Raw genomic sequence first — 22,936 nt, 5'->3', positions numbered from 1 at the left:
TGGGCCTAAATAAAATGGAATGACTTACGAAATAAAAAAAGCGACCTGTTAGGGTCGCTTTTTTTATTTTTGGTAATGCTATACCTTCATGATTTCGGCCTCCTTGGCAGCTAGGAAATCATCTATTTTTTTACTGTATTTGTCCGTTAAGTCTTGAACGTCCATTTCTGCATTCTTCTTCATATCCTCTGAAGCGTCATCCAGGTCTTTAATTTCTTTGTTGGCCTCCTGTCTGGCATTACGAGCTCCTACTTTGGCATGCTCTGCTTCAGCTTTAGCCTGTTTGGCCAATTGGATTCTTCTTTCCTCGGTTAGAGGGGGTACGTTTATGATGACAAAATCCCCATTGTTCATTGGGTTAAATCCAAGATTGGCATGCATAATAGCAGTTTCAATTTCTTGGAGCATATTCTTTTCCCAAGGCTGTACGGATAATGTTCGACCATCAGGCGTATTTATATTTGCCACTTGTGATAATGGTGTTTGAGATCCGTAATAATCTACCATAACGGAAGACAACATGGCTGGGTTTGCTTTTCCAGCGCGGATTTTTACAAATTCTTTTTCAAGATGTGTGATAGCCGCGTCCATACTTTCTTTGGTGGCGTCTAAAATAAATTTAATTTCTTCGTTCATAACTTAAGCTTTAAAATCAAACTAACATAAATTATACCAAACTATAGATTTACTTTGGTGCCCACATTTTCTCCATCAAGAACCCTCAATAGATTACCTTTCTTGTTCATATCAAAAACAATGATAGGGAGTTCATTTTCTTGACTCAGAGTAAATGCAGTTGTATCCATAACCTTTAATCCTTTTCTTAGCACATCGTTGAATGAAATGGAGTCAAACTTTGTAGCGTCTTTATTCTTTTCTGGATCAGAAGTATAAATGCCATCAACACGGGTTCCTTTTAATATAACATCAGCCTCAATTTCAATAGCTCGTAAAACGGCTGCGGAATCTGTTGTAAAGTACGGGTTTCCAGTTCCTCCTCCAAATATAACCACTCTTCCCTTTTCTAAATGTCTCATTGCACGTCTCCTGATAAAAGGTTCGGCAACCTCATTTATCTTAATTGCAGATTGTAACCTGGTTTCAACGCCTTCAATCTCTAAAGCACTTTGGAGTGCCAAACCGTTTATTACAGTGGCTAACATACCCATGTGATCGCCTTGAACACGATCCATACCGTTACTTGCTCCGGCAAGTCCCCTGAAAATATTGCCACCGCCAATAACTATTGCTACTTGCATGCCTTTATCCACAACTTCTTTTATTTCTTGAGCATATTCAGCAAGCCTTTTTGGGTCGATACCATATTGTTTTTCACCCATGAGGGCCTCGCCGCTCAGTTTTAATAATATTCTGTTATAGTGCATGCTTTGTGATTCTTTACGGCAAAAATAATCAAAAAATCTGACGAGCGGGTTTAGTTTTAAAGGTTAAAGCGAGGCTTTTTTCTATTCTACCAATTAGGGCTACAAACAAAAAACCGCCATACTTTTGGTATGGCGGTCAACTGAATTAGTTTGGTGCTGAAATTACCCTAGGGCAACTCTTGCAAATCCTGTAACAGTTAAATCAGCATCAACAGATTTTACATACTGTGCTACACTTTGTTTACTGTCTTTAATGAATGCTTGGTTCACCAAGGTGTTATCCTTGAAGAAACGTTTAAGTTTTCCTTTGGCAATATTTTCCAACATTGCTTCTGGCTTACCTTCTTGGCGTAATTGGTCTTTTGCAATCTCAATTTCCTTATCGATTACAGATTGATCAACACCTTCTTCATTTAAGGCAACCGGATTCATAGCGGCAGCTTGCATAGCAACATCCTTAGCAGCGACAGCAGCGCCTTCAATCGAAGCAGAAAGTCCGACCAAAGTGGCTATCTTGTTTCCAGCGTGAATATATGATCCTACAAACGGTGCGTTAAGCTTGTTGAAACCGCCAATTTCTATTTTTTCGCCAATAACTCCTGTTTGCTCAGTTAATTTTTCCTGAACACTCAATCCGTTAAAATCAGCTGCAAGAAATGTCTCTTTACTTTCATGTCCAAGAGCAACATCGGCTAGGTCATTTGCCAATGAAACAAAGCTGTCGTTTTTTGCAACGAAATCCGTTTCACAATTCAATGAAATGATTACACCAGTAGTGTTGTCAGCATTTACTTTAGCAATAGCGGCACCTTCAGAGGACTCTCGATCAGCTCTTTTAGCGGCTACCTTTTGCCCTTTTTTCCGTAGAATCTCGATTGCTTTTTCAAAATCCCCTTCTGCTTCGACCAATGCATTTTTGCAGTCCATCATACCTGCTCCAGTGGTCTTTCTTAATTTGTTTACTTCTGCGGCGGTAATTTTTGCCATATCTGAATTATTTATTGTTGTTCCCGTTTAAAAGGAAATCTCTATAGTTATTTTTTATCCTTGAAATTATTCAACACCACCTTTGGTGTTGTCTTGCCATTCCTTAAGCTCGTCCCATTTTCCATCTGCAGCCATTTTGGCTTGCTTTGGCCATGAGGTTGGATCTAAATGGGCCATTCTTGAACTAGCCTCGGTCAAAATCTCTTTGATTTTATCAGCCTTTGCTTTTGCAAGTTTAGCATAAGTCTCGATGCCAGCATTTACAATAGCTTCAGCGGCTTTAGGTCCTATACCTTCAATTTTGGTAAGGTCATCTGCCTTAGGGGCCTTTGCCTTTGTCTCTTTTTTAGGAGTCTCTTTTTTCGGTGCTTCAGCTTTAGCCTTCTCTACTTTTTTAGCAGGCTTCTCTTCAGTAGCAGCTGGAGCAGGGGCGGCTTTAACCTTTGGGGCTTCCTTTTTAGGGGCCTCGGTTTTGGCTTTAGGAGCATCACCTTGTTTTTCAGCTTTGCGTTCAGCCAAACCTTCCGCTACAGCATCGGTAACTTGTGTCATTATGATTTCGATAGACTTTGAGGCATCATCATTTGATGGTACTACAAAATCAACATCTCTAGGATCACAATTGGTATCTACCATTGCGAAAATAGGAATGTTCAATTTTTGCGCTTCTTTGACAGCAATGTGTTCTCTCATTGTATCAACAATAAAAAGTGCACCAGGAAGACGTGTCATTTCAGAAATAGAACCTAAGTTCTTTTCTAATTTTGCTCTTAAACGATCTACTTGAAGACGTTCTTTTTTAGATAATGTAAGAAATGTGCCATCTTTTTTCATTCTATCGATAGAAGCCATTTTCTTAACAGCTTTACGTATTGTAACGAAGTTGGTCAACATTCCACCAGGCCATCTTTCAGTAATGTATGGCATGTTTACATTTGCCACTTTATCGGCAACTATATCTTTTGCTTGTTTTTTGGTAGCAACGAAAAGTATTTTTCGGCCAGAAGCAGCTATTTTTTTGAGCGCCTCATTGGCCTCATCTAATTTTGCTACTGTTTTGTAAAGGTTGATAACGTGGATTCCGTTGCGCTCCATGTAGATGTAGGGCGCCATGTTGGGATTCCATTTTCTTGTTAGGTGACCAAAATGTACACCTGCTTCCAATAATTCTTTTACTTCGACTTTCGCCATTTTAAATTTAGTTTACGTTCTTATGAATTAGCAATGTTCGAGTGGTATCTGATCAATTCAGAAGCCTCGCACATTTAGATGCTAAACTAACTTACCCTTAAATCAATTCATTTTGTTGAATTGATAATTTCCATTGGAAATGGAAAAGGGATTTTTTAATTGTCTCTTAAAGAGACTTTCAATGAACTAGTTATAAAATATAATAAAGGTGTTCTTAAAAAAAGAACACCTGATAATTCTGATATTAACGCTTAGAGAACTGGAATTTCTTACGGGCTTTCTTCTGTCCGAATTTCTTACGTTCAACCATTCTTGGGTCTCTGGTCAATAAGCCTTCTGGTTTAAGTGTTGTTCTGTTTTCCTCATCAATTTCGCACAATGCTCTTGAAAGGGCCAATCTAATAGCTTCTGCTTGACCGGTTATACCTCCACCATAAACATTGACCTTAACGTCATAATTGTCCTCGGTGCTTGTCAATGCAAATGCTTGCTTTACTTTATATTGAAGTGTGGCAGTCGGGAAATAGGTGTTTAGTTCTTTTTCGTTAACAGTGATGTTCCCTTTACCTTCTGAAAGGTAAACACGGGCCACAGCTGTTTTTCTTCTACCAATTTTATGAATTACTTCCATTATTTAAAGTCGTTTAGATTTATTGCAGTTGGTTTTTGAGCTTCTTGATTATGGTCTGGCCCTACATAAACCTTAAGGTTTCTGAAAAGATCTGCCCCTAATCTATTTTTAGGAAGCATACCCTTAACTGCTTTTTCAACAATTCTACCTGGATTCTTATCCAACATTTGCTTTACGGTTGTCGTACGTTGACCACCTGGGTAACCAGTATAACGACTGTAAGATTTGCTATCCCACTTATTCCCTGAAAGGGTTATTTTTTCGGCATTGATTATAACAACGTTATCTCCACAATCAACATGGGGAGTAAAACTAGGTTTGTGTTTGCCTCTAAGTAATTTAGCAACTTTAGAAGCTAAACGTCCTAATGTCTCTCCTTCGGCATCAACCAACAACCACTGCTTGTTTACAGTAGCCTTATTGGCAGAAATAGTCTTGTAGCTTAATGTGTCCACACTAATAATTTTATTGATTAAATACTTCAATCCCGTTAAACGGGGTGCAAATGTACAATTATTATGTAGAAATACAAATGCTTAGTTCTGATTATTTTTTTCCGATAAAAAACGTAGCAAGGTAGCATTTTATTTTTCTTTATTCTCCTTGATTCAAGGCTGAAAAATTGTGTTAAATAAACCTTAAAAAAGTTAGTGAGCTGTAACGTTTCTATTGAGGTTTAGTCTTTAATAGAACATCAATCATACAACTAACACAAATGAGAGTCAATCTTCTATTGTTTTGTTCAATTGTTATTGTTCAAATGTCTGTGCTTGCCCAAGATTCAACTATCGTAGTGCCCAAAAGAATTTATTCGACCAATGCCATATCACAAGGTGAACAGCTTGTGATAGATGGTTTTATGGATGAATCCGCATGGAATGGTGTGGAATGGGAAAATGATTTTATTGAATCGAGACCCGATGAGAACACAGAACCAAGTAATCAAACTAGATTTAAAATTACATATGACCAAAAGTTCATATATATAGGTATACAATGTTTGGACAATGAACCTGATAAAATAGTAAAGCGTCTTTCAAGAAGAGATAGTTTTGATGGGGACTGGGTTGGCGTTTTTATAGATAGCTTTTATGACAAGCGAACAGCATTTGGTTTTATTGTAAGTGCTGCTGGTGTTAAGGGAGATGTTTTTGAGTCTAATAATGGTGGAAATGAAGATGATAGTTGGAACCCCATTTGGTATACTAAAACCAGCATTGATAATGAAGGGTGGACGGCTGAGATGAAAATACCATTGAGCCAATTGAAGTTCGGGAAATCAAATGAACAGAAATGGGGATTAGAGGTTATGCGGAGACATTTCAGGGAAGAAGAACGATCGGTATGGCAACGGCTACCTGTAGATACCCCCGGTTTTGTAAGTGAATTTGGTGAGCTTCACGGCTTACTAAATATTGAACCACAAAAGCTAATGGAAATTCAGCCTTACACAGTGGCAAGCATAAAAACATATGAAGCAGAGGATGGAAACCCTTTTAGGGACGGAAATGATGGAGTGCTCACTGGAGGGCTTGATGCCAAAATAGGGGTTACAAATGATTTGACCCTCGATTTGACTATTAACCCGGACTTTGGTCAAGTAGAGGCGGATCCTTCCGCCATTGCGTTAGACGGGTTTCAAATATTCTTCCGAGAGCAAAGACCCTTTTTTGTTGAAAACAAAAACATTTTTGACTACCGGGTTTCATCTTCTGAGGCCGGAAATACGTTTGGTTCCGACAATTTGTTTTATTCAAGACGAATAGGTAGAAGCCCTCATGGTTATCCTGATACAGTTGACGGAGAATATGTGGATCAACCTGAAAACACTAACATAATCGGTGCGGCAAAGTTTAGTGGAAAAACTAAAGATGGTTGGTCTATTGGGGTTTTGGAAAGCGTAACGGCAAAAAAATATGCAACAGTTGATAATAACGGGCAAAGAAGAAAAGAAGTTGTTGAACCTTTGACCAACTATTTTGTGGGTAGATTACAAAAAGATTTCAATAATCGAAACTCTTATATTGGAGGCATATTTACTGCGACCAATAGGAACAACCTTACTGAAGGACTTGATTTTCTTCATAAATCGGCGTTTACTGGCGGACTTGATTTCAAGCATCAATGGAATGAACGTGATTGGTACATTGGTGGTAATGTGATTTGGAGCCATGTAAAAGGTAGCGAAGAAGCTATTCAGAACACACAAGAATCCATATCGCACTTGTTCCAAAGGGTAGGGGCGGATCATGTAGCTTTAGATCCTACTAAAACTTCACTTTCAGGTACTGGCGGGAATCTTCAATTAGGTAAAATAGGAAACGGACATTGGAAATTTGAAACCGGCGCTACCTGGCGTTCACCAGGTTTGGAAATCAACGATATTGGTTTTCAAAGACGGGCTGATGATATTCGTCATTACACTTGGATTGGGTACCAGACCTTAAAGCCAGATAATACTTTTAGAAAAGTTGGGATAAATTATAATCACTGGAGTGTTTGGGATTTTGGAGGAAACCACAACAGTCTAATGTTCAACACCAACACTTGGCAGAACTGGAAGAATAATTGGTTCTCCAATATTGGTCTTAATTTTGAGCCCATTCGGTATTCAAATTTCGCTTTAAGAGGTGGTCCAAGACTTAGGGAGTCTTCCCAATTTCGTTTTTGGAACGGTATTAATATGGACCGGAGAAAAAAATTAAGGTTTAACTTGTTCCATAACGGGAATAAGGCCGTAGATGGTTCTTATAGCTCATATAATGTGGAATTCGGAATAACTTATCAACCTATAAATTCGTTGCGGTTTTCTGCATCACCTGAATATGGGATAAATAGGAATAAGTTACAATACATTGACAATTTAGATGTAAACGGAGAAACCAGATACCTTAACGGTACTGTAGATCAGAGGACCTTGAGTATGTCGTTACGACTTAATTATACCATAAATCCCAATTTAACAATTCAATATTGGGGACAACCTTTTATCTCTAGGGGTCGTTATTCTCATTTTAAGGAAGTTACAGACCCAATGGCCAAAGAATTTAATGCGAGAATATCACCTTTTGCTGGCAATCAAGTTTCTTTTGTTGATGATGTCTATAACGTTGATGATAACTTAGATGGTACTATTGATTTTAGTTTTGATAATCCTGACTTTTCTTTTGTTCAGTTTCGTTCAAATCTAGTAGTTCGTTGGGAGTATACGCCCGGTTCAGAAATTTTTCTGGTTTGGTCACAGGACATTTCCCAATCAGGTAATTCAGAAGATGGTCTTTTTGATGACCTCAAGACTAATATCTTTAACGATGAAAAACCACAAAACATTTTTTTAATCAAGGCCACTTATCGTTTTATACTTTGAAAAATAGAATTTAACAGAAAATCCTGTTAAAGATTGTATAAAATTGAAATTAACAATTATTGCCTATTTAATTTTGTGGCTGCTCACTATTTTAAACCAGCCTGGACCAAAGCAATGAGGATCAACTTTCTATTCACAATCATATTTTTCACTTCTTCTTTTTTAATAGCCCAAGATTCACTCGATGTAACACCAAAGCGTAACTATACAACTATGTCCGTTCTCGAGGAGAATGCTCCTAAAATAGATGGAGTTTTAGATGATAAGAGTTGGGAGAATTCTGAATGGTCTGGGGATTTTATTGAATGGGAACCAGATGAAAACACACCGCCAAGTCAAAAAACCAAATTTAAGATCATTTATGATAAGAAACACCTTTACGTAGCCATTCGTTGCTATGATGATGAACCAGAAAAGATAGAAAAAAGATTATCTAGAAGAGATGGTTTTGTAGGGGATGGGGTTGCAATACTTATAGATAGTTATAATGATAAACGTAATGCATTTGTGTTTCTTGTTACTGCGGCCGGTGTAAAAAGTGATGAGTTTGCCACTGAAAATGGTGACAATTTTGATGATAGTTGGAACCCAATTTGGTATACCGCTACTAATTTGGACAATGAAGGATGGACTGCAGAAATGAAAATCCCTTTCAGTCAATTAAAATTTGGTAAATCAAAAGAACAAATATGGGGGTTGGAATGTTCGCGAATGATTTTTAGGGAAGATGAATGGTCTGTCTGGCAGCGAATTCCACAAGATGCTGCAGGGATGATCAGTGAATTTGGGCAACTTCGCGGTTTGGTAAATATTCAGCCTCAAAAACAGCTGGAAATACAACCTTTTATTGTAAATCAAATGGATACTTATCCCAAAGAGGAGGGTAACCCTTTTAGGGATGGTTCAGATTTTATGCTCAATGGAGGGTTAGATGCCAAAATTGGTATAACCAACGATTTAACATTGGATCTCACCGTGAATCCTGATTTTGGTCAGGTAGATGCAGACCCTGGGGCAATTGCACTTGATGGGTTTCAGATATTTTTTGAGGAAAGACGACCGTTCTTTGTGGAAAACAAGAACATCTTCGATTATGAATTCGCTGATCGTAACGATAACCTTTTTTATAGCCGAAGAATTGGTAGAAGCCCACAGGGTGCGGCGGATCTTGCGGATGGGGAATTTGCAGATCAACCAACGAATACAACAATTTTAGGCGCGGCAAAATTTTCAGGAAAAACAAAGTCTGGATGGTCTTTGGGTATATTGGAGAGTGTTACGGGGAAAATGTTTGCTGAGGTAGATTCCAATGGAAATACAAGAGAAGAACTGGTAGAGCCCTTAACGAATTACTTGGTGGGTAGGGTTCAGAAAGATTTCAATGACCGCAACAGTTATGTTGGCGGAATTTTCACAGCTACGAACAGGAAACTTGAATCTAACTTGGATTTTTTGCGCAAAGCTGCATATTCAGGAGGACTTGATTTTAAACACAATTGGAAAGGACGAAATTATTATTTAGAAGGTAATATTGTTGCAAGTCATATTACTGGTACTGAGGAAGCGATAACGAACACCCAGGAAAGTATAACTCATTTATTTCAACGTGTGGATGCGGGTCATTTAGAAGTTGACCCTGACCGCACTTCTATGACGGGTACAGGAGGTAAACTTGAGGTTGGTAAAGCTGGCGGAGGTAATTGGCGTTATGAGGGTGGAGTGATTTGGCGTTCACCTGAATTGGAATTGAACGATGTTGGTTTCTTAAGACAGGCCGATGAAATAAAACAATTTGCAGAGGTTAGTCGATTGTTTTTGAAGCCAACAAATTTTTACAGACGTATCCGGTTGGAATTGGAGCAATTCTCAACTTATGATTTTGAAGGGAATTACAATCGAATTCAATACCAATTTGAAGGTATGATCAACTATAAAAATAATTGGTGGACTGAAATAGGTGGAGCCCATAAGCCTCGAATATATTCAAATACGGTTTTAAGGGGAGGTCCAAGATGGCGATGGTCAGATGAGAATTTTGGCTACTTGTTTTTTGGTTCCGATCAGCGAAAGAAATTTAATTTTACCGCTGGCTATATCAATAGTCAAGCAGCAGAAAATAATTTTTCTTTAGAGCGTTATGTGATGATTTTAAGATATCAACCTTTTGATGCTTTTAGCCTTTCGCTTTCTACAAATTATGAAGAAAACCCAAACAAAACACAATATGTTGACCAAGTGGATTATAACGGTTCTCTTAGATATATTACTGGGAATATCGACCAAAGAACCCTTAGTTCATCCTTTCGTTTTAACTATAGCTTAAACCCTAATTTGTCCATTCAGTTTTATGGTCAACCATTCATTTCAAGAGGTACGTATACCAATTTCAATTTTGTGAACAATCCGGTTGCAAAAGAGTTAAGTGATAGGGTTACCCATTTTAATGAAAATCAAATATCAAGACTCAACGCGCAAGGATTGTATCGAGTTGACGAAAATTTGGATGGAAATGTTGATTATACCATAGAGGATCCAGATTTCTCTTTCGTTCAGTTTCGTTCCAATTTGGTGCTAAGATGGGAGTATATAGCTGGCTCGGAAGTATTTTTGGTATGGTCTCAAGGTGTAACAGGATTTGGGGATCCGTTGGATACTTTGGGCAGGAGTTTAAATACGCAGGTACTTGATCAGAAAAAAGACAATACATTCTTAATAAAGGCTACTTATCGCTTTATTCTTTAGAGTTGGCCATCTTTTCGGTATAATAAATCGCGGAATTATACGTTTTTGCCTTGATATACAAACAAAACTATAATTATGATGAAAAGATTTGCTATAATAGCTTCAATGGCGATTTTATTGGGTTATTCCTGTTCTTCTGATAAGGAAGCGGATTTAGATGATCCAAGTGCGATAGAAGGCACATGGGATGCAACGGAATTGGTGATAGATGATAACACTGCAAGTGATGATGCCAAAAATGGTAGAGATATTTTAAATTTTCTTACGGCACGAGATTGCTATATTCTTTCTTTTACTTTTAGAAGTGATTTAAGTGTTACTGCGGAAGATTCAGCCAATTATATCGAAATTAATGTTAACTCTTCTGGGACCGGTTTGGATATTCCTTGTCCAACACAAAGTGATAACGAATCTAGCACTTATACTTATGATGGTTCTGTGTTGACAGTTGTTGATCAAGATGGTGAAACTGTAATGGTTGATGTGACAATAGATGGTGATACAATGACCGTGGATGCTACTGATTTGGATATACCAAACTTTAATGATAGCGGAGAGTTGATTTTTATTCGAAGATAAGATCCATATAAGATTTATATAAAAAAACCCTGATGAATTTCATCAGGGTTTTTTTGTCCTCTACCACTTTATTTTTTATAAAATTTAGTCTGTAATTTTTGTTCTTTGGAATGAATACTTACAACATATATACCTGGCTCAAGTGTTGAAATGGGAATATTGAGAGCGTTGTTTTTTATCCTCCATTGATGGTGTAGCACTACATTTCCGTAAACATCTGAAATCAAAATATTGGAATTCTCACTGTTTTTAAGGCCAAGGATATTTACCACATTTGTGGCAGGATTGGGAAATACTTTTATTTTTTGTGATTTAACAGCCACTTGGGTTACAGCTTCGCTCTCATTCTCTTGCGCAAATACAAGAGTCGAAAAAACCAAGAAAATGAAAAAAGGTAAAACTTTCTTTATCATGACCTAACCAGCTGTTCTTTAAGCAACGTAATTGAACGGTTAATTAGTATGAAGTTAAACCAGTAAATCACCAATTTGGCGAAGTTTTAACTAAATAGACCTAAGGTATGTTTAATGCGCCTCCAGCCAATTATCGCCAAGCCCTAATTCAACATCAAGGGGTACGGCCAATTTATAGGCGTTTTCCATTTCAGATTGTATCAGCGATTTTAGTTCTTCCAATTCGGCCTTATGAACATCAAAGACCAATTCATCATGCACCTGTAATAGCATTTTCGTTTTGTAGTTTCCTTCTGAGAGCTTTTTATGGATATTGATCATGGCAATTTTAATGATATCTGCGGCACTACCTTGAATGGGTGCGTTAACTGCATTTCGCTCTGCGGCACCACGAACAATAGCATTACTTCCATTAATATCCTTTAAATACCGTCTTCTGCCTAAAACGGTTTGCACATATCCATTATCACGGGCAAAATCTATTTGCTCGCTCATATAATTTCGGAGTTTGGGATAGGTCTTGTAATACGTTTCAATAAGTTCTTTTGCCTCGGTTCTAGATAAATCTGTTTGATTGCTTAATCCAAAGGCAGATACACCATAAATGATTCCGAAATTCACGGTTTTGGCATTACTACGCTGTTCTCGAGTAACTTCATCCAAAGGAACATCGAAAACTTTTGATGCTGTTGAAGCATGAATGTCTTCACCATTCTTAAAAGCTTCAATCATTGTATCTTCTTCACTTAAAGCAGCGATTATTCTAAGTTCTATTTGTGAATAATCCGCAGCCAATAGAGTGTAATCCTCATCTCTTGGAACGAATGCCTTTCTAACTTGTCGCCCACGTTCGGTTCTGATTGGGATATTCTGTAGATTAGGGTTGTTGCTGCTCAATCTACCTGTTGCCGCCACGGTTTGCATATAATCGGTATGAACACGTCCAGTGCGTTCTTCAACTTGTAAAGGAAGAGCGTCTACATATGTGCTTTTGAGTTTACTTAGCCCCCTATATTCCAAAACATTTCGAATAATTTCGTGGTCTTTCGCCAAATAGGAAAGCACATCTTCAGCGGTGGAATATTGTCCTGTTTTTGTCTTTTTGGGTTTATCGACCAATTTCAATTTGTCAAAAAGAATTTCTCCCAATTGTTTTGGTGAGGCAATGTTAAACTCCTGATCCGCTTCTTTATATATCTTAGATTGTAGCTCTTTAATGTCATTGTTTAAATCTTCCGATAGTGAACCCAAAAATTCCTTATCAAGATTAATACCTTCCAATTCCATATCAGCAAGGACATGCAGTAAGGGGATTTCTATGGTATTAAACAGTTCTTCGGTTGAGGCTTCTGCCAATTCTGGTCTAAAGTGTTGCGCCAATTGATAGGTGATATCTGCATCTTCAACTGCATATTCAGTTTGTTTTTCTAAAGGTACATCTCGCATAGAAAGTTGGTTCTTTCCTTTTTTGCCAATAAGTTCGGTGATTGAAACTGGGGTGTAATTCAAATAGGTTTCAGACAAGACATCCATGTTATGGCGCATATCAGGGTTAATGAGATAATGTGCCAACATGCTATCAAAAAACTTTCCTTTTACCTGAATGTTGTATTTGTGCAATACCTTGATGTCATACTTTAAATTCTGTCCTATTTTTTCAATCATTTCCGATTCAAAAAATGGTCGTAGCGTCTCAATGATTTCCTGGGCTTGATTTTTATCCTCAGGAAACGGAATATAAAAGCCCTTACCGGCTTCCCATGAAAATGCGATACCCACCAACTCCGCGGTCAAGGGGTTCAATCCGGTTGTTTCAGTATCAAAACAAACGGAGTTTTGCTTCATTAAGTTCTGCATGAACAGTTTCATGGCCATTCCACTAGCTACACTTTGATATACATGTGGAATATCTTGAATTGTTTTTCTGCCCGATGATTCTTTAAAAGTGGCAGGTGCATTTCCATCGCTACCAAAGAGTGAAAATTGACCACCACCTGCTTCGGCCACCACTTTTTTAACTGCTGGCGTTTCATTGCTTTGCGCATTATTTTCATTCTTGTCCTCTGAGAAAATCTTAACGAATTGATCTTTGAGTCTTCTAAATTCCAACTCATTGAAAATCTCCTGTACTTTTTCATTGTCAGGAACAGACATTTCATAATCCTTGGCATCAAACTGTACATCTACTGTTGTGCAAATTGTCGCCAGTTTTTTTGAAAGAATACCAAGTTCACCGTTTTCTTCGACTTTCTCTTTCATCTTACCTTTCAGCTTATCTGTATTTGCCAAAAGACCTTCCATAGAGCCATATTCGTTAATGAACTTTTTTGCAGTCTTGTCACCAACTCCAGGTAGCCCTGGAATATTATCACTTGCATCGCCCATCATTCCCAAGTAATCTATTACTTGCTCAGGTCTTTCAACACCAAAACGTTTTTGTATCTCGGGAATGCCCCAAATTTCTATCCCATTTCCCATTCGAGCGGGACGATACATGAAAATATTCTCGGATACCAATTGTCCAAAATCCTTATCCGGTGTAACCATATAGACTTTGTAATCCTCTTTTTCTGCTTGTTTGGCAAGTGTTCCGATGATATCATCTGCTTCCCAACCTTCTTGTACAACTACGGGAATATGCATTGCTTTCAATATCTCCTGAATAAAAGGGACAGCAATTTTTATGGCATCAGGGGTCTCAAGGCGATTGGCCTTGTACTCTGGAAACATTTCAGTTCTTTCGACACTTCCTCCCTTATCAAAACACACGGCAAGATGGTCTGGTTTTTCACGTTTTATTACATCAAAAAGTGAATTAGTGAACCCCATTATGGCTGAGGTGTCCATTCCTTTGGAATTTATTCTTGGGTTTTTGATCAATGCGTAATACCCGCGAAAAATCAATGCAAATGCATCTAGAAGAAAAAGTCTTTTTTGTTCGGCCATTTTTTTGGTGTTCTTGAAAGGTTTTAATGTTGGCTAGTAAATGTTATCAGCAATTAAATTATGATTGAATGAAGGAATCAGATGGATTGTTCACATGCCCTTCTTCTGAATATTGTCTATATGTAAAACCAGGTTGTATACAATAACTGCCCGTTTCACCTTTTTTGTTCATAGCAATAAAACCAATTTGAAAATCTGTGTTATCCTTGTTTTTTGCGATGATTCGTTTTACTCCTTCTTCACAGGCTTCTTGGGGTGATTTTCCTTGACGCATCAATTCCACAATCAAAAAACTACCTACGGTACGAACTACCTCTTCACCAACACCGGTTGCCGTTGCGCCTCCAATTTCGTTGTCAACAAAAAGCCCCGCTCCAATGATTGGAGAATCTCCAACTCGGCCGCCAAATTTGTATGCCATTCCACTAGTGGTGCACGCTCCTGAGAGGTCACCGTTTTTATCAATGGCCAACATGCCTATGGTGTCATGATTTTCAATATTGATGATTGGTTTATACTCCGAAGTCTTTTTCCACTCTAGCCATTCTTGTTTTGATTTCTCAGTAAGAAGATCAACCTTTTCAAATCCTTTTTCATAGGCAAATTGTTCCGCTCCTTTACCCGCCAACATTACATGGGGGGTTTCTTCCATGACCTTGCGCGCCACTGAAATCGGATGGGCGATATTTTGCATGCAGAGAACAGCACCACAATTACCATCTTTGTCCATAATACACGCGTCCAGAGTAACATTTCCGTTTCGGTCAGGACGACCGCCTTTGCCAACAGTTTGGTTTTCAACATCCGCTTCCTCAATCATTACGCCTTGTTCAACAGCATCTAAAGCATTACCTCCTTCTTTGAGCACTTCCCAGGCTTTGGCAGTTGCATTGTGAAAGTTCCAAGTGCAAATCGCAATAGGTCTTGTTTTGGAAATTTCACCTTCAATAGCAGAATCAACAGTCTTTGTTTCTTGGCATGAGGCCAATATTGGTGCTGAAATAATCCCAGCTGTAATTGTACTTGAATTTTTTAAGAACTTTCTTCGTTTCATCTGATTGCGTTGCTTAATTTTAGAGAGCTAAATATAAGCAATATGTTAGTAGAAGTTTGTTCCAACTCTTTAGAATCTGCCCTCAATGCCCAAAAGGCTGGTGCTGACCGTATTGAACTTTGTTCTGAACTTTCGGTCGGAGGTATTACGCCATCGTACGGCCTACTGAAAAGTGTAAAAGAACACATAGAAATACCCGTTCACGTACTTATTCGTCCACGTAGTGGTGACTTTACTTTTTCTGATTTAGAATTTAATTTAATGAAGAAAAACATTGAACTATGTGTGGATTTAGGTTTCGACGGAATTGTTTCTGGAATTCTTCATGCTGATTTCACATTGGATGTTGAGCGAACAAAAATATTGATTGACATGGCCAGAGACTTAAAATTCACCTTTCATCGTGCGTTTGACTGGGTAGCAGATCCTATGTTGACTATGGAACAACTTCAAACCTTGGGAGTGGACTATATCCTCACCTCTGGACAACAAAATTCTGCTTTGACCGGTCTTGAATTGCTCACAGAGATTAATAAAGTTGGAACTACCTGTTCCATTATGCCTGGAGGTGGAATAAAGGAGGAAAATGTCCATCACTTTAAGAATAAAGGTTTTAATGTGATTCATCTTACAGGAGGTAAATATGAGCAAAAACTGGCCAAAGAAGTGAAGGTGACAATGAATTCCCCTTCTTTATTATATGATCAAGGAGTTTATGTCTCCAATACCCAAACACTTGAGAATGTGTTGAGAGAAGTTAAATAAACTGTAAATGCAGTTATTGAAATTCTTTTAAGAAATATATTTGTTAAAAATCGGAATATGTTGCGTTGGATAATTTTTGTTGCCATTTATTTGGCTCTTGGGTTCTATGTATTGCAGGCCCTAAAATCTGTTACTAGGTACCCTTGGGTTTACTTTACTTATATAGGTATTTCGCTTCTGGTGTTATTGAATTTTATTTATCAATTCACTTGGGGTGAAGAGGCAGGTAGGGTATTAAGCAGGCCAAAGAGTTATGCTTTTGGCTTTTTGCTGACAATGATAACATTTAAGATAATTACTATTGTTTTTCTGTTTTCAGAGGATTTGTTTCGTTTGGTAACGGCGGCCTATCATAAATTCTTTGGAGGAGCAAAAGAGTTTTCTTTACCTGAACGTAGAAGGTTTTTAAGCATGATTGCCATGGGTATCGCGGCTATACCCTTTGGAGCTCTGTTATATGGAATGTATCGTGGTAAATATAATTTCCAGGTTCTGAAGTATAATCTGGAATTTGATGACCTCCCAGATGCTTTTGATGGTTTTCAAATAACCCAAATATCCGATGTACATAGTGGGAGTTTTGATAATAGAAAAAAGATTGAATATGCCATAGATCTTGTCAATGAGCAAAAGAGCGATGTGATTTTATTTACTGGTGATATGGTAAATAACAAGGCCGAGGAGATGGTACCTTGGAAAGATACATTTTCAAGATTGGAGGCTAAAGACGGTAAGTTCTCGGTTTTGGGAAATCATGATTATGGAGATTACGTAGAATGGGATACCGAAGAGTTGAAGAATGAAAACCTTGAAGATCTTAAGGCGCTGCAAAAAGAAATTGGGTTTGATCTTTTGTTGAATGAAAGTAGATATCTACACAAGGGTGGTGATAAGATTGCTTTGGTAGGTGTTGAGAACTGGGGTAGAGGAGGATTTAAAAAGGCTGGAGATTTAAAAAAGTCAATTGAAAGTATCAATAAAGATGACTTTAAAATATTAATGAGCCATGATCCATCTCATTGGGAGGATGTTGTTGTTAATGATGAGGATCATTACCACCTTACTTTAAGTGGTCATACCCATGGCATGCAGTTCGGAATTGAAATTCCAGGATGGGTAAAATGGAGCCCTGTTAAATGGCGATATAAGTATTGGGCAGGTATCTACAAAGAAATGGGTCAGTATATTAATGTTAATCGCGGATTTGGTTTTTTGGGCTATCCAGGTAGGGTTGGAATTTGGCCAGAAATTACAGTTATTACCCTCAAGAAAAAATCGTTAACATGATTTTAACTTGATGAAAAAGCTACAAAAAGGTAGTAAACACTGGTTTTTTAACATTTTTTCTTACATTTGATTCGTAACCCAAAGAAGTACATATGTCTAAGTTTGGTGAACTAATAGATTTGCATGTTCCAGTACTGTTGGATTTTTATGCAGAATGGAATGAACAATCAACGTCAATGCATCCTGTTCTTAGGGATGTTGCTGCTGCCCTTGGTGATAAAGGGAAAGTCATTAAGATTGATGTTGATAAAAACAAGGAGCTTTCCCAGGCTCTTAGAGTAAAAGGCCTCCCTACCCTTATGATTTATAAAAAAGGTGAAATGGTCTGGCGTCAAAGTGGTGAGCAAGATGCCAATACACTCATAGGTATTCTAAACGAGTACGTTTAATCCAGCTTTTTGTTGAAATTGCTTATTGACCTTGAGGTCCTTAGATTCGTTACGTTTTTTTTTAAAAACATAGCTCGTAACAAATGTCAAGCTCCTAATCTTTAATTTGGATTTGCTATCGAATCCTGTGCTGTGCTGTCAATTTGAACAGTGTCAGACATATCTGGGTTACTTCCTATAACCGGTTCTTCCTCAAGAATTTCGTCTTTATAGAAATGACTGAATTTATCTATATATTCATTAAAAATCAATGTTTCTTTTTCCGCCATTTCCCTATCGTTGTTGTCGATTAGGACATCAATTACCCTACGATATGATTCCATATCGGTGATGATATCGTCAATTTTATCATATTGTTGATCTAATGGAATGCCATTATAGTATTCTAACCTTTCCTGATAAATTTTCTTCATCGTATTATAGAGGTCATGAGCTTGGTTTGTCTCGCCAACTTTATAATAACCATCAATAAATGGTAATACAAAATGGTAATAAGCAAAGTTTTTCACTGGCATATTCTCCATTGCAATTTTGATAATATCTTTGGCCTTGTCAATTTTGTTTTCCTCAATCAATTGGGTCATTAATCTAGCTAAGTTGCTCCTGTAGGAAATTCCCTGAACCCTTGTCTGGGGATCATGGTAAATATCTGGGCTGCCAGAATTACCCCAATCCCAGTTAGATACGATATCATACATAAGGTCAGAATCTATTCTACCCATATCAAAAGAGTTGCTTCTTTCAGTTTTTATTGGAACCAATTTATAAGCCATCCCGTCCAGCTGTAGGTAATCTTTCATCCATATAAATTCGGCATCATCAAAACTGCCTCCGGAAAAGTACAGGGGTCGTTTCCAATCATTATTGGCAACAATATCCAGCATCATCATACTCTTCTTGGTAATGGCGCCAGGTAAGTCAATATCAATATAATCTACTATTAATGCGGAATCTTTTTCTTTGACCAAGCCACTCTCAATCGCATTCTTTTTGTTTACCGGGATGCGAATTTTCTGGGTTGGATAATATACAAGGTTTTGGGTGTTCTCAGGATATTCATCAACATCGACTTCTTGATTCTCTAGAAAAAATTTGAATTTTGTCTGAGGTTTGTCACTATCAATCCAATCAATAAAATCTTTTATATCCCACCGGCTTTTAGAAACCTCTCTGTTAAAAAGAGGGTCTACATTTTGGAAGTACAATACATCTCGCGAACCCCATCGATATTTGTCATGGGTTATTTGTGAGGGTATAGGGCCACTTGAGTAGGCCTTTCTTTTCATTTGGTCAACGTACCAGTCTGTTTCGAAAAGACTTGTACAAACAATCCGTACATCCGTCCTGTATTTTTCAATCTCCTGTGCATACCAAAGTGGAAAAGTGTCATTATCCCCAATGGTAAAAAGAATAGCGCCCACATCTTTTTGACAGGAATCCAGATACGATTTTGCCGATGATTTTGCTGTGAAACGGTTTGATCTGTCATGGTCGTCCCAATTCTGTACGGCCATGACGGTAGGTACGGCCAACAGGCATATAACAGTAACGAGAGGTGCCAAAATTTTGGGGGAGAGCCATTTTTGGAACTCATCAAAGAGACCGTAAACACCAAGCCCTATCCATAATGCAAAAATATAGAACGAGCCTACCAAGGAATAATCGCGTTCCCGTGGTTGAAATATATACGGATTTGTATAAAACTGGATTGCTATTCCGGTAAACAGGAAAAACACGAACAATACCCAAAACTGTTTTGGGTTTTTCGAGATTTGAAACAAGATACCAATGATTCCCAAAATCAGGGGTAAAAAGAAATAGGTGTTCCTGGCTTTGTTATTTTTTATGTCACTGGGTAAATTGTCTTGACTTCCCAGTCGCATTTCATCAATAAAACCAATACCGCTCAACCAATTTCCATTTTCGTCGTAGCGGCCTTGAACATCATTGTTCTTTCCAACAAAATTCCACATAAAGTACCTCCAGTACATATACCCGAACTGGAACTCTAGCATATATTTTACATTGTCCCAAACAGTGGGAGGCTGAACTTCAATGTACTCATCAAATCTTTTCAAGAAACTTATATATTGTTCAGTATCAATTTCGCCATTCGCATAACCAGTTTTTACCTGATTCACCGCCTGTCTAAGCTCGTCGTTGGATTGGGTCATTTTAAAATCCAATGGGCCAAAATAACGCATGTAGTTTTCCGCATGCTGACCACTCCACATCCGTGGTAAAATACCCTTGTGTTTTTCATGAGAATCTTGAAGCGCATTTTTGTAATAATTGACAACTATGTATTTTCCTGAGGCCTCATCTTTTTCATACTTTGGTTTGTCGTCCATTTCCTTTCCTGCAGGAGCGAATAAATCGGAATAATAAGCACCATAAACCGGGCTGTCAACCCCAGGGTATTGTTCTCGATTATAATAGGCCAATAAGGATCTAGCATCTGACGGATTGTTTTCATTGATAACCACATTGGCATTCGCACGTATTGGGAGCATTAACCAAGAAGAAAAGCCAAAAAATAAAAACATTAAGCAAAGAACAATGGTATTGGCAATACGAAAATCATTTTTACGGGTATATCTCAATCCAAAATAAAAGGCTGCAATAAAAAGGAGCCCCATAATCAATGAGCCTGAGTTAAATGGCAAACCAATGTTATTGATAAAAAAGACCTCGGCCCAACCAAACAATTTAAGGACATAAGTTAATGAGAACTTATATACCAACATTAGTATTGCAATTACCGATAGGTTGGCCAAAAGAAAGTTTTTTACCGTAGTGGTCTTATATTTCTTAAAGTAGTACAGGAGTCCTATCGATGGTATGGCCAAAAAGCCCATAAATTGTATGCCGAAGGTTAGTCCAACTACGAACGAAATCAAGATAAGCCAACGATTTCCTCGTGGATTATCAAGATTGTCTGTCCACTTTAATCCCATCCAAAGTAGAAGGGCCATGATAAAACTTGCCATTGAATAAACTTCGGTTTCAACGGCATTGAACCAAAAACTGTCTGAATAGGTGAAGGCCAGCGCTCCGACAAGACCGCTGCCAAGTATTGCGATTGCTTTGCTATTTGTAAGCTGTTCACCTTTGGCCATCAATTTTCTTGCTAAATTGGTAATGGTCCAAAACATAAATAAGATTGTGAATGCACTGGATGCGCCAGATACAAAATTCACCATTCTTGCTACTTGGTCATCACCGAATGCAAACATGGCGAAAAATGCGCCTATCATTTGTAATAGTGGTGCTCCAGGTGGGTGGCCCACTTGTAATTTGGCTGATGTTGCGATGTACTCGCCGGCATCCCAAAAACTGCTAGTGGGTTCTACGGTAATAAAGTATGTGATAAGTGCTATAAAGAAGACTACCCATCCGAGTATGGTGTCCCATTTTTCGAAGTTCTTTGAAAACATGCAGTACGTGGTTTTACCTGATGGGCGAATTTAGCAATTAATATAGATATGCTCATACATTTTTGATAAACCTTTAACAGGTATAAACAGACTTTTTTGAATTAATGTATTTAAAAATGTTTGTGCAAACCAAACTTTGTTTTAAATTTGCACGCTCTTTAGAGGTAATGGCCCATGGTGTAATGGTAACACTCCGGTTTTTGGTACCGGCATTCAAGGTTCGAGTCCTTGTGGGCCAACAAAAAATCCCAATACTTTATGTGTTGGGATTTTTCATTTTCACAGAATTATGATTTATATGTTGGGTGATTCATCTTCAGAATCTAGATTATCCAAAGTTTTCCCATCATTTTCAATTCGTTTTTCAATAGTTAAGTCAATATCGATGGCCTTGGTTTCTTTGGTCTCAATATCCATAATATTGTCGTCCACTAAATCCTCATCTAACAGGGTGCCCATTTTTTTGCCTTCCTTGATCATTGCCCAAGTCATGATCAAACTTGTGCCGATAATAACGAACAATAATATACCTGATTCAAAAGTAGCTACTTGTGCCTCTTTTGGAATTGCATAAAACAAGAGTACGGTAATCAATCCTCGAGGGGCAATGAATAACTGTGGCATTATATCGCTACCGAAAAAAGTCCTAAGAATCACAAATCTTATAGCATAAATTGAAATGATAATCAATACGCTAACAAGAGCAACGCTTAAACTAAACAATGATGATATTACTATCGTAATCCCGAATATCACGAAGAAGAAAGTGCGGACAATGAAAGCAGTTTCCAGTGTGATAATATGTAGTTCGTGGTAAATTTGATTTACTTTTTCGTTTTCTAAAAAAGTGGCTAGTTTTCCTGGAAAGAATAATCTAACGTTGGCGATTACAAGCCCAAATATCAGAATGATGATCAATGATGAAAGGTGGAATTTTTTACCTATTGCATAAAGTAGTAAAAGCACGGCAATCAATAAAAACAATTTCGCGGGACTTTTAATTCGTTGAAATATTAAGATAATGGCATAACTGGCGGCCAAGGCAATTACTACAGTAATTAAAAGATTTATGGCAAAACCGGAAACTCCAGAATCTTCAGCAGGGTTTAAACCGCCTATTAAAAAGTAGAACATCATGATTCCCATGATGTCAGAAAAGGTGCTTTCGTAAATATGGAATTCTTTTTTCTTTTCTGAAAGGCCACTTACACTGGGAATGATAATTGCACTTGAAAGTATTGATAAGGGTGTTGCATACAACCATGCCGATTGCATGGTCATTTCTGGAATGAATTGATATATTATCAATGCGGCAACCCAAGCAGAACCTATTAGTCCAATCAAAGCTATCGCCATGGCTTTTAGAATGGGAATTATTTTTTCTTTTTTTAGTTCAAGCTCCAATGCGGCTTCAAGCACGATCATAATCAAACCAACAATACCCAAAATTTCGAGGGCACCATCAAATTCAGGCATATTGGGCACAAAATAATCCAGGGCATATTGCAAGATGATGCCCAATACTATTAGCATCAATACCGATGGGATATTTGTTTTTTTAGAAACCCCATTGAACCAAAAAGAGAGAATTACAATAATAGAGGCTCCTATAATTAGGTTGTATGATGATAATATTTCCATTGTATTTTTAATTGTTGTCCTGAGAATAAAAATAGCATTAAAATACCACTTTTTACAGGTGTGACAATTTATACATCATATCTTGTAAATAAGCTTGTTGAAGATTATAAAAATGTTGTATA

General features: G+C 37.7%; 17 protein-coding genes and 1 tRNA gene. 7 read left to right on the top strand and 11 right to left on the bottom strand.

Annotated elements, in window-relative coordinates; all coding sequences use genetic code 11:
- Positions 1-78: 78 nt before the first annotated feature.
- From frr to rplM, 6 genes are all read right to left on the bottom strand, one after another.
- Positions 79-636 (bottom strand): ribosome recycling factor, encoded by a 558-nt coding sequence (frr, locus tag FB2170_RS04480; protein ID WP_013305326.1) that lies wholly within the window; start codon positions 634-636, stop codon positions 79-81.
- 41 nt (positions 637-677) lie between these two features.
- Positions 678-1,385 carry a UMP kinase gene (pyrH, locus tag FB2170_RS04475; RefSeq protein WP_013305325.1) on the bottom strand — a complete coding sequence of 236 codons (708 nt, stop codon included), beginning with the start codon at positions 1,383-1,385 and terminating at the stop codon, positions 678-680.
- A 162-nt stretch (positions 1,386-1,547) separates the two neighbouring features.
- Complete coding sequence (gene tsf, locus FB2170_RS04470) at positions 1,548-2,372, bottom strand: translation elongation factor Ts (protein ID WP_013305324.1); 825 nt, start codon at positions 2,370-2,372, stop codon at positions 1,548-1,550.
- Between the two features lie 66 nt (positions 2,373-2,438).
- The gene (rpsB, locus tag FB2170_RS04465; RefSeq protein WP_013305323.1) at positions 2,439-3,563 is read right to left on the bottom strand and encodes a 30S ribosomal protein S2; all 1,125 of its coding nucleotides are present in this window, start codon (positions 3,561-3,563) and stop codon (positions 2,439-2,441) included.
- Positions 3,564-3,807: 244 nt separating this feature from the next.
- Positions 3,808-4,194 carry a 30S ribosomal protein S9 gene (rpsI, locus tag FB2170_RS04460; protein WP_013305322.1) on the bottom strand — a complete coding sequence of 129 codons (387 nt, stop codon included), beginning with the start codon at positions 4,192-4,194 and terminating at the stop codon, positions 3,808-3,810.
- Positions 4,194-4,649 carry a 50S ribosomal protein L13 gene (gene rplM / locus FB2170_RS04455; protein WP_041633038.1) on the bottom strand — a complete coding sequence of 152 codons (456 nt, stop codon included), beginning with the start codon at positions 4,647-4,649 and terminating at the stop codon, positions 4,194-4,196. The genes rpsI and rplM overlap by 1 nt, the downstream gene beginning before the upstream one ends.
- Positions 4,650-4,909: 260 nt before the next feature.
- Between rplM and FB2170_RS04450 the strand changes: the two genes are divergently transcribed.
- The 3 genes from FB2170_RS04450 to FB2170_RS04440 all read left to right on the top strand — a co-directional run bounded on the left by FB2170_RS04450 (position 4,910) and on the right by FB2170_RS04440 (position 10,882).
- Complete coding sequence (locus FB2170_RS04450) at positions 4,910-7,561, top strand: DUF5916 domain-containing protein (RefSeq protein ID WP_041632671.1); 2,652 nt, start codon at positions 4,910-4,912, stop codon at positions 7,559-7,561.
- A gap of 114 nt (positions 7,562-7,675) precedes the next feature.
- On the top strand, positions 7,676-10,303 hold the full coding sequence (locus FB2170_RS04445; protein ID WP_041633037.1) for a DUF5916 domain-containing protein: 2,628 nt from the start codon (positions 7,676-7,678) through the stop codon (positions 10,301-10,303).
- A 75-nt stretch (positions 10,304-10,378) separates the two neighbouring features.
- The gene (locus FB2170_RS04440) at positions 10,379-10,882 is read left to right on the top strand and encodes a lipocalin family protein (RefSeq protein ID WP_013305318.1); all 504 of its coding nucleotides are present in this window, start codon (positions 10,379-10,381) and stop codon (positions 10,880-10,882) included.
- Between the two features lie 68 nt (positions 10,883-10,950).
- Here FB2170_RS04440 and FB2170_RS04435 read toward each other — a convergent pair whose 3' ends face one another.
- The 3 genes from FB2170_RS04435 to FB2170_RS04425 form a co-directional block, all read right to left on the bottom strand.
- Positions 10,951-11,295: a T9SS type A sorting domain-containing protein gene (locus tag FB2170_RS04435; RefSeq protein WP_013305317.1), complete on the bottom strand. Its 345-nt coding sequence runs from the start codon at positions 11,293-11,295 to the stop codon at positions 10,951-10,953.
- 111 nt (positions 11,296-11,406) lie between these two features.
- Entirely contained in the window at positions 11,407-14,241 is a 2,835-nt protein-coding gene (gene polA, locus FB2170_RS04430) for a DNA polymerase I (protein WP_013305316.1), read from the bottom strand.
- Positions 14,242-14,299: 58 nt separating this feature from the next.
- The gene (locus FB2170_RS04425) at positions 14,300-15,295 is read right to left on the bottom strand and encodes an isoaspartyl peptidase/L-asparaginase family protein (protein WP_013305315.1); all 996 of its coding nucleotides are present in this window, start codon (positions 15,293-15,295) and stop codon (positions 14,300-14,302) included.
- 42 nt (positions 15,296-15,337) lie between these two features.
- On the opposite strand from FB2170_RS04425, the gene FB2170_RS04420 reads away from it, so the two are divergent.
- From FB2170_RS04420 to FB2170_RS04410, 3 genes are all read left to right on the top strand, one after another.
- Positions 15,338-16,060 carry a copper homeostasis protein CutC gene (locus FB2170_RS04420; RefSeq protein WP_013305314.1) on the top strand — a complete coding sequence of 241 codons (723 nt, stop codon included), beginning with the start codon at positions 15,338-15,340 and terminating at the stop codon, positions 16,058-16,060.
- A 57-nt stretch (positions 16,061-16,117) separates the two neighbouring features.
- Positions 16,118-17,347: a metallophosphoesterase gene (locus FB2170_RS04415; protein WP_013305313.1), complete on the top strand. Its 1,230-nt coding sequence runs from the start codon at positions 16,118-16,120 to the stop codon at positions 17,345-17,347.
- 92 nt (positions 17,348-17,439) lie between these two features.
- Positions 17,440-17,736 (top strand): thioredoxin family protein, encoded by a 297-nt coding sequence (locus FB2170_RS04410; protein ID WP_013305312.1) that lies wholly within the window; start codon positions 17,440-17,442, stop codon positions 17,734-17,736.
- Positions 17,737-17,837: 101 nt separating this feature from the next.
- On the opposite strand, the gene FB2170_RS04405 is transcribed toward FB2170_RS04410, so the two are convergent.
- Entirely contained in the window at positions 17,838-21,173 is a 3,336-nt protein-coding gene (locus tag FB2170_RS04405; protein WP_013305311.1) for a DUF2723 domain-containing protein, read from the bottom strand.
- Positions 21,174-21,341: 168 nt separating this feature from the next.
- On the opposite strand from FB2170_RS04405, the gene FB2170_RS04400 reads away from it, so the two are divergent.
- Positions 21,342-21,412 (top strand) — tRNA-Gln (locus FB2170_RS04400).
- A gap of 55 nt (positions 21,413-21,467) precedes the next feature.
- Here FB2170_RS04400 and FB2170_RS04395 read toward each other — a convergent pair.
- Positions 21,468-22,814, bottom strand: a complete 1,347-nt coding sequence (locus FB2170_RS04395; protein WP_013305310.1) for a cation:proton antiporter — start codon at positions 22,812-22,814, stop codon at positions 21,468-21,470.
- Positions 22,815-22,936 lie beyond the last annotated feature (122 nt).

This window comes from Maribacter sp. HTCC2170 (assembly GCF_000153165.2).
Lineage (GTDB): Bacteria > Bacteroidota > Bacteroidia > Flavobacteriales > Flavobacteriaceae > Maribacter_A.
Note: the sequence above shows the minus strand (reverse complement) of the source record. Positions and strands in the feature narration are given on the sequence as shown.

Coding starts and splice junctions, on each gene's coding strand:
- frr (WP_013305326.1), bottom strand. CDS start 636: ATGAACGAAGAAATTAAATTTATTTTAGACGCCACCAAAGAAAGTATG.
- pyrH (WP_013305325.1), bottom strand. CDS start 1,385: ATGCACTATAACAGAATATTATTAAAACTGAGCGGCGAGGCCCTCATG.
- tsf (WP_013305324.1), bottom strand. CDS start 2,372: ATGGCAAAAATTACCGCCGCAGAAGTAAACAAATTAAGAAAGACCACT.
- rpsB (WP_013305323.1), bottom strand. CDS start 3,563: ATGGCGAAAGTCGAAGTAAAAGAATTATTGGAAGCAGGTGTACATTTT.
- rpsI (WP_013305322.1), bottom strand. CDS start 4,194: ATGGAAGTAATTCATAAAATTGGTAGAAGAAAAACAGCTGTGGCCCGT.
- FB2170_RS04450 (WP_041632671.1), top strand. CDS start 4,910: ATGAGAGTCAATCTTCTATTGTTTTGTTCAATTGTTATTGTTCAAATG.
- FB2170_RS04445 (WP_041633037.1), top strand. CDS start 7,676: ATGAGGATCAACTTTCTATTCACAATCATATTTTTCACTTCTTCTTTT.
- FB2170_RS04440 (WP_013305318.1), top strand. CDS start 10,379: ATGATGAAAAGATTTGCTATAATAGCTTCAATGGCGATTTTATTGGGT.
- FB2170_RS04435 (WP_013305317.1), bottom strand. CDS start 11,295: ATGATAAAGAAAGTTTTACCTTTTTTCATTTTCTTGGTTTTTTCGACT.
- polA (WP_013305316.1), bottom strand. CDS start 14,241: ATGGCCGAACAAAAAAGACTTTTTCTTCTAGATGCATTTGCATTGATT.
- FB2170_RS04425 (WP_013305315.1), bottom strand. CDS start 15,295: ATGAAACGAAGAAAGTTCTTAAAAAATTCAAGTACAATTACAGCTGGG.
- FB2170_RS04420 (WP_013305314.1), top strand. CDS start 15,338: ATGTTAGTAGAAGTTTGTTCCAACTCTTTAGAATCTGCCCTCAATGCC.
- FB2170_RS04415 (WP_013305313.1), top strand. CDS start 16,118: ATGTTGCGTTGGATAATTTTTGTTGCCATTTATTTGGCTCTTGGGTTC.
- FB2170_RS04410 (WP_013305312.1), top strand. CDS start 17,440: ATGTCTAAGTTTGGTGAACTAATAGATTTGCATGTTCCAGTACTGTTG.
- FB2170_RS04405 (WP_013305311.1), bottom strand. CDS start 21,173: ATGTTTTCAAAGAACTTCGAAAAATGGGACACCATACTCGGATGGGTA.
- FB2170_RS04395 (WP_013305310.1), bottom strand. CDS start 22,814: ATGGAAATATTATCATCATACAACCTAATTATAGGAGCCTCTATTATT.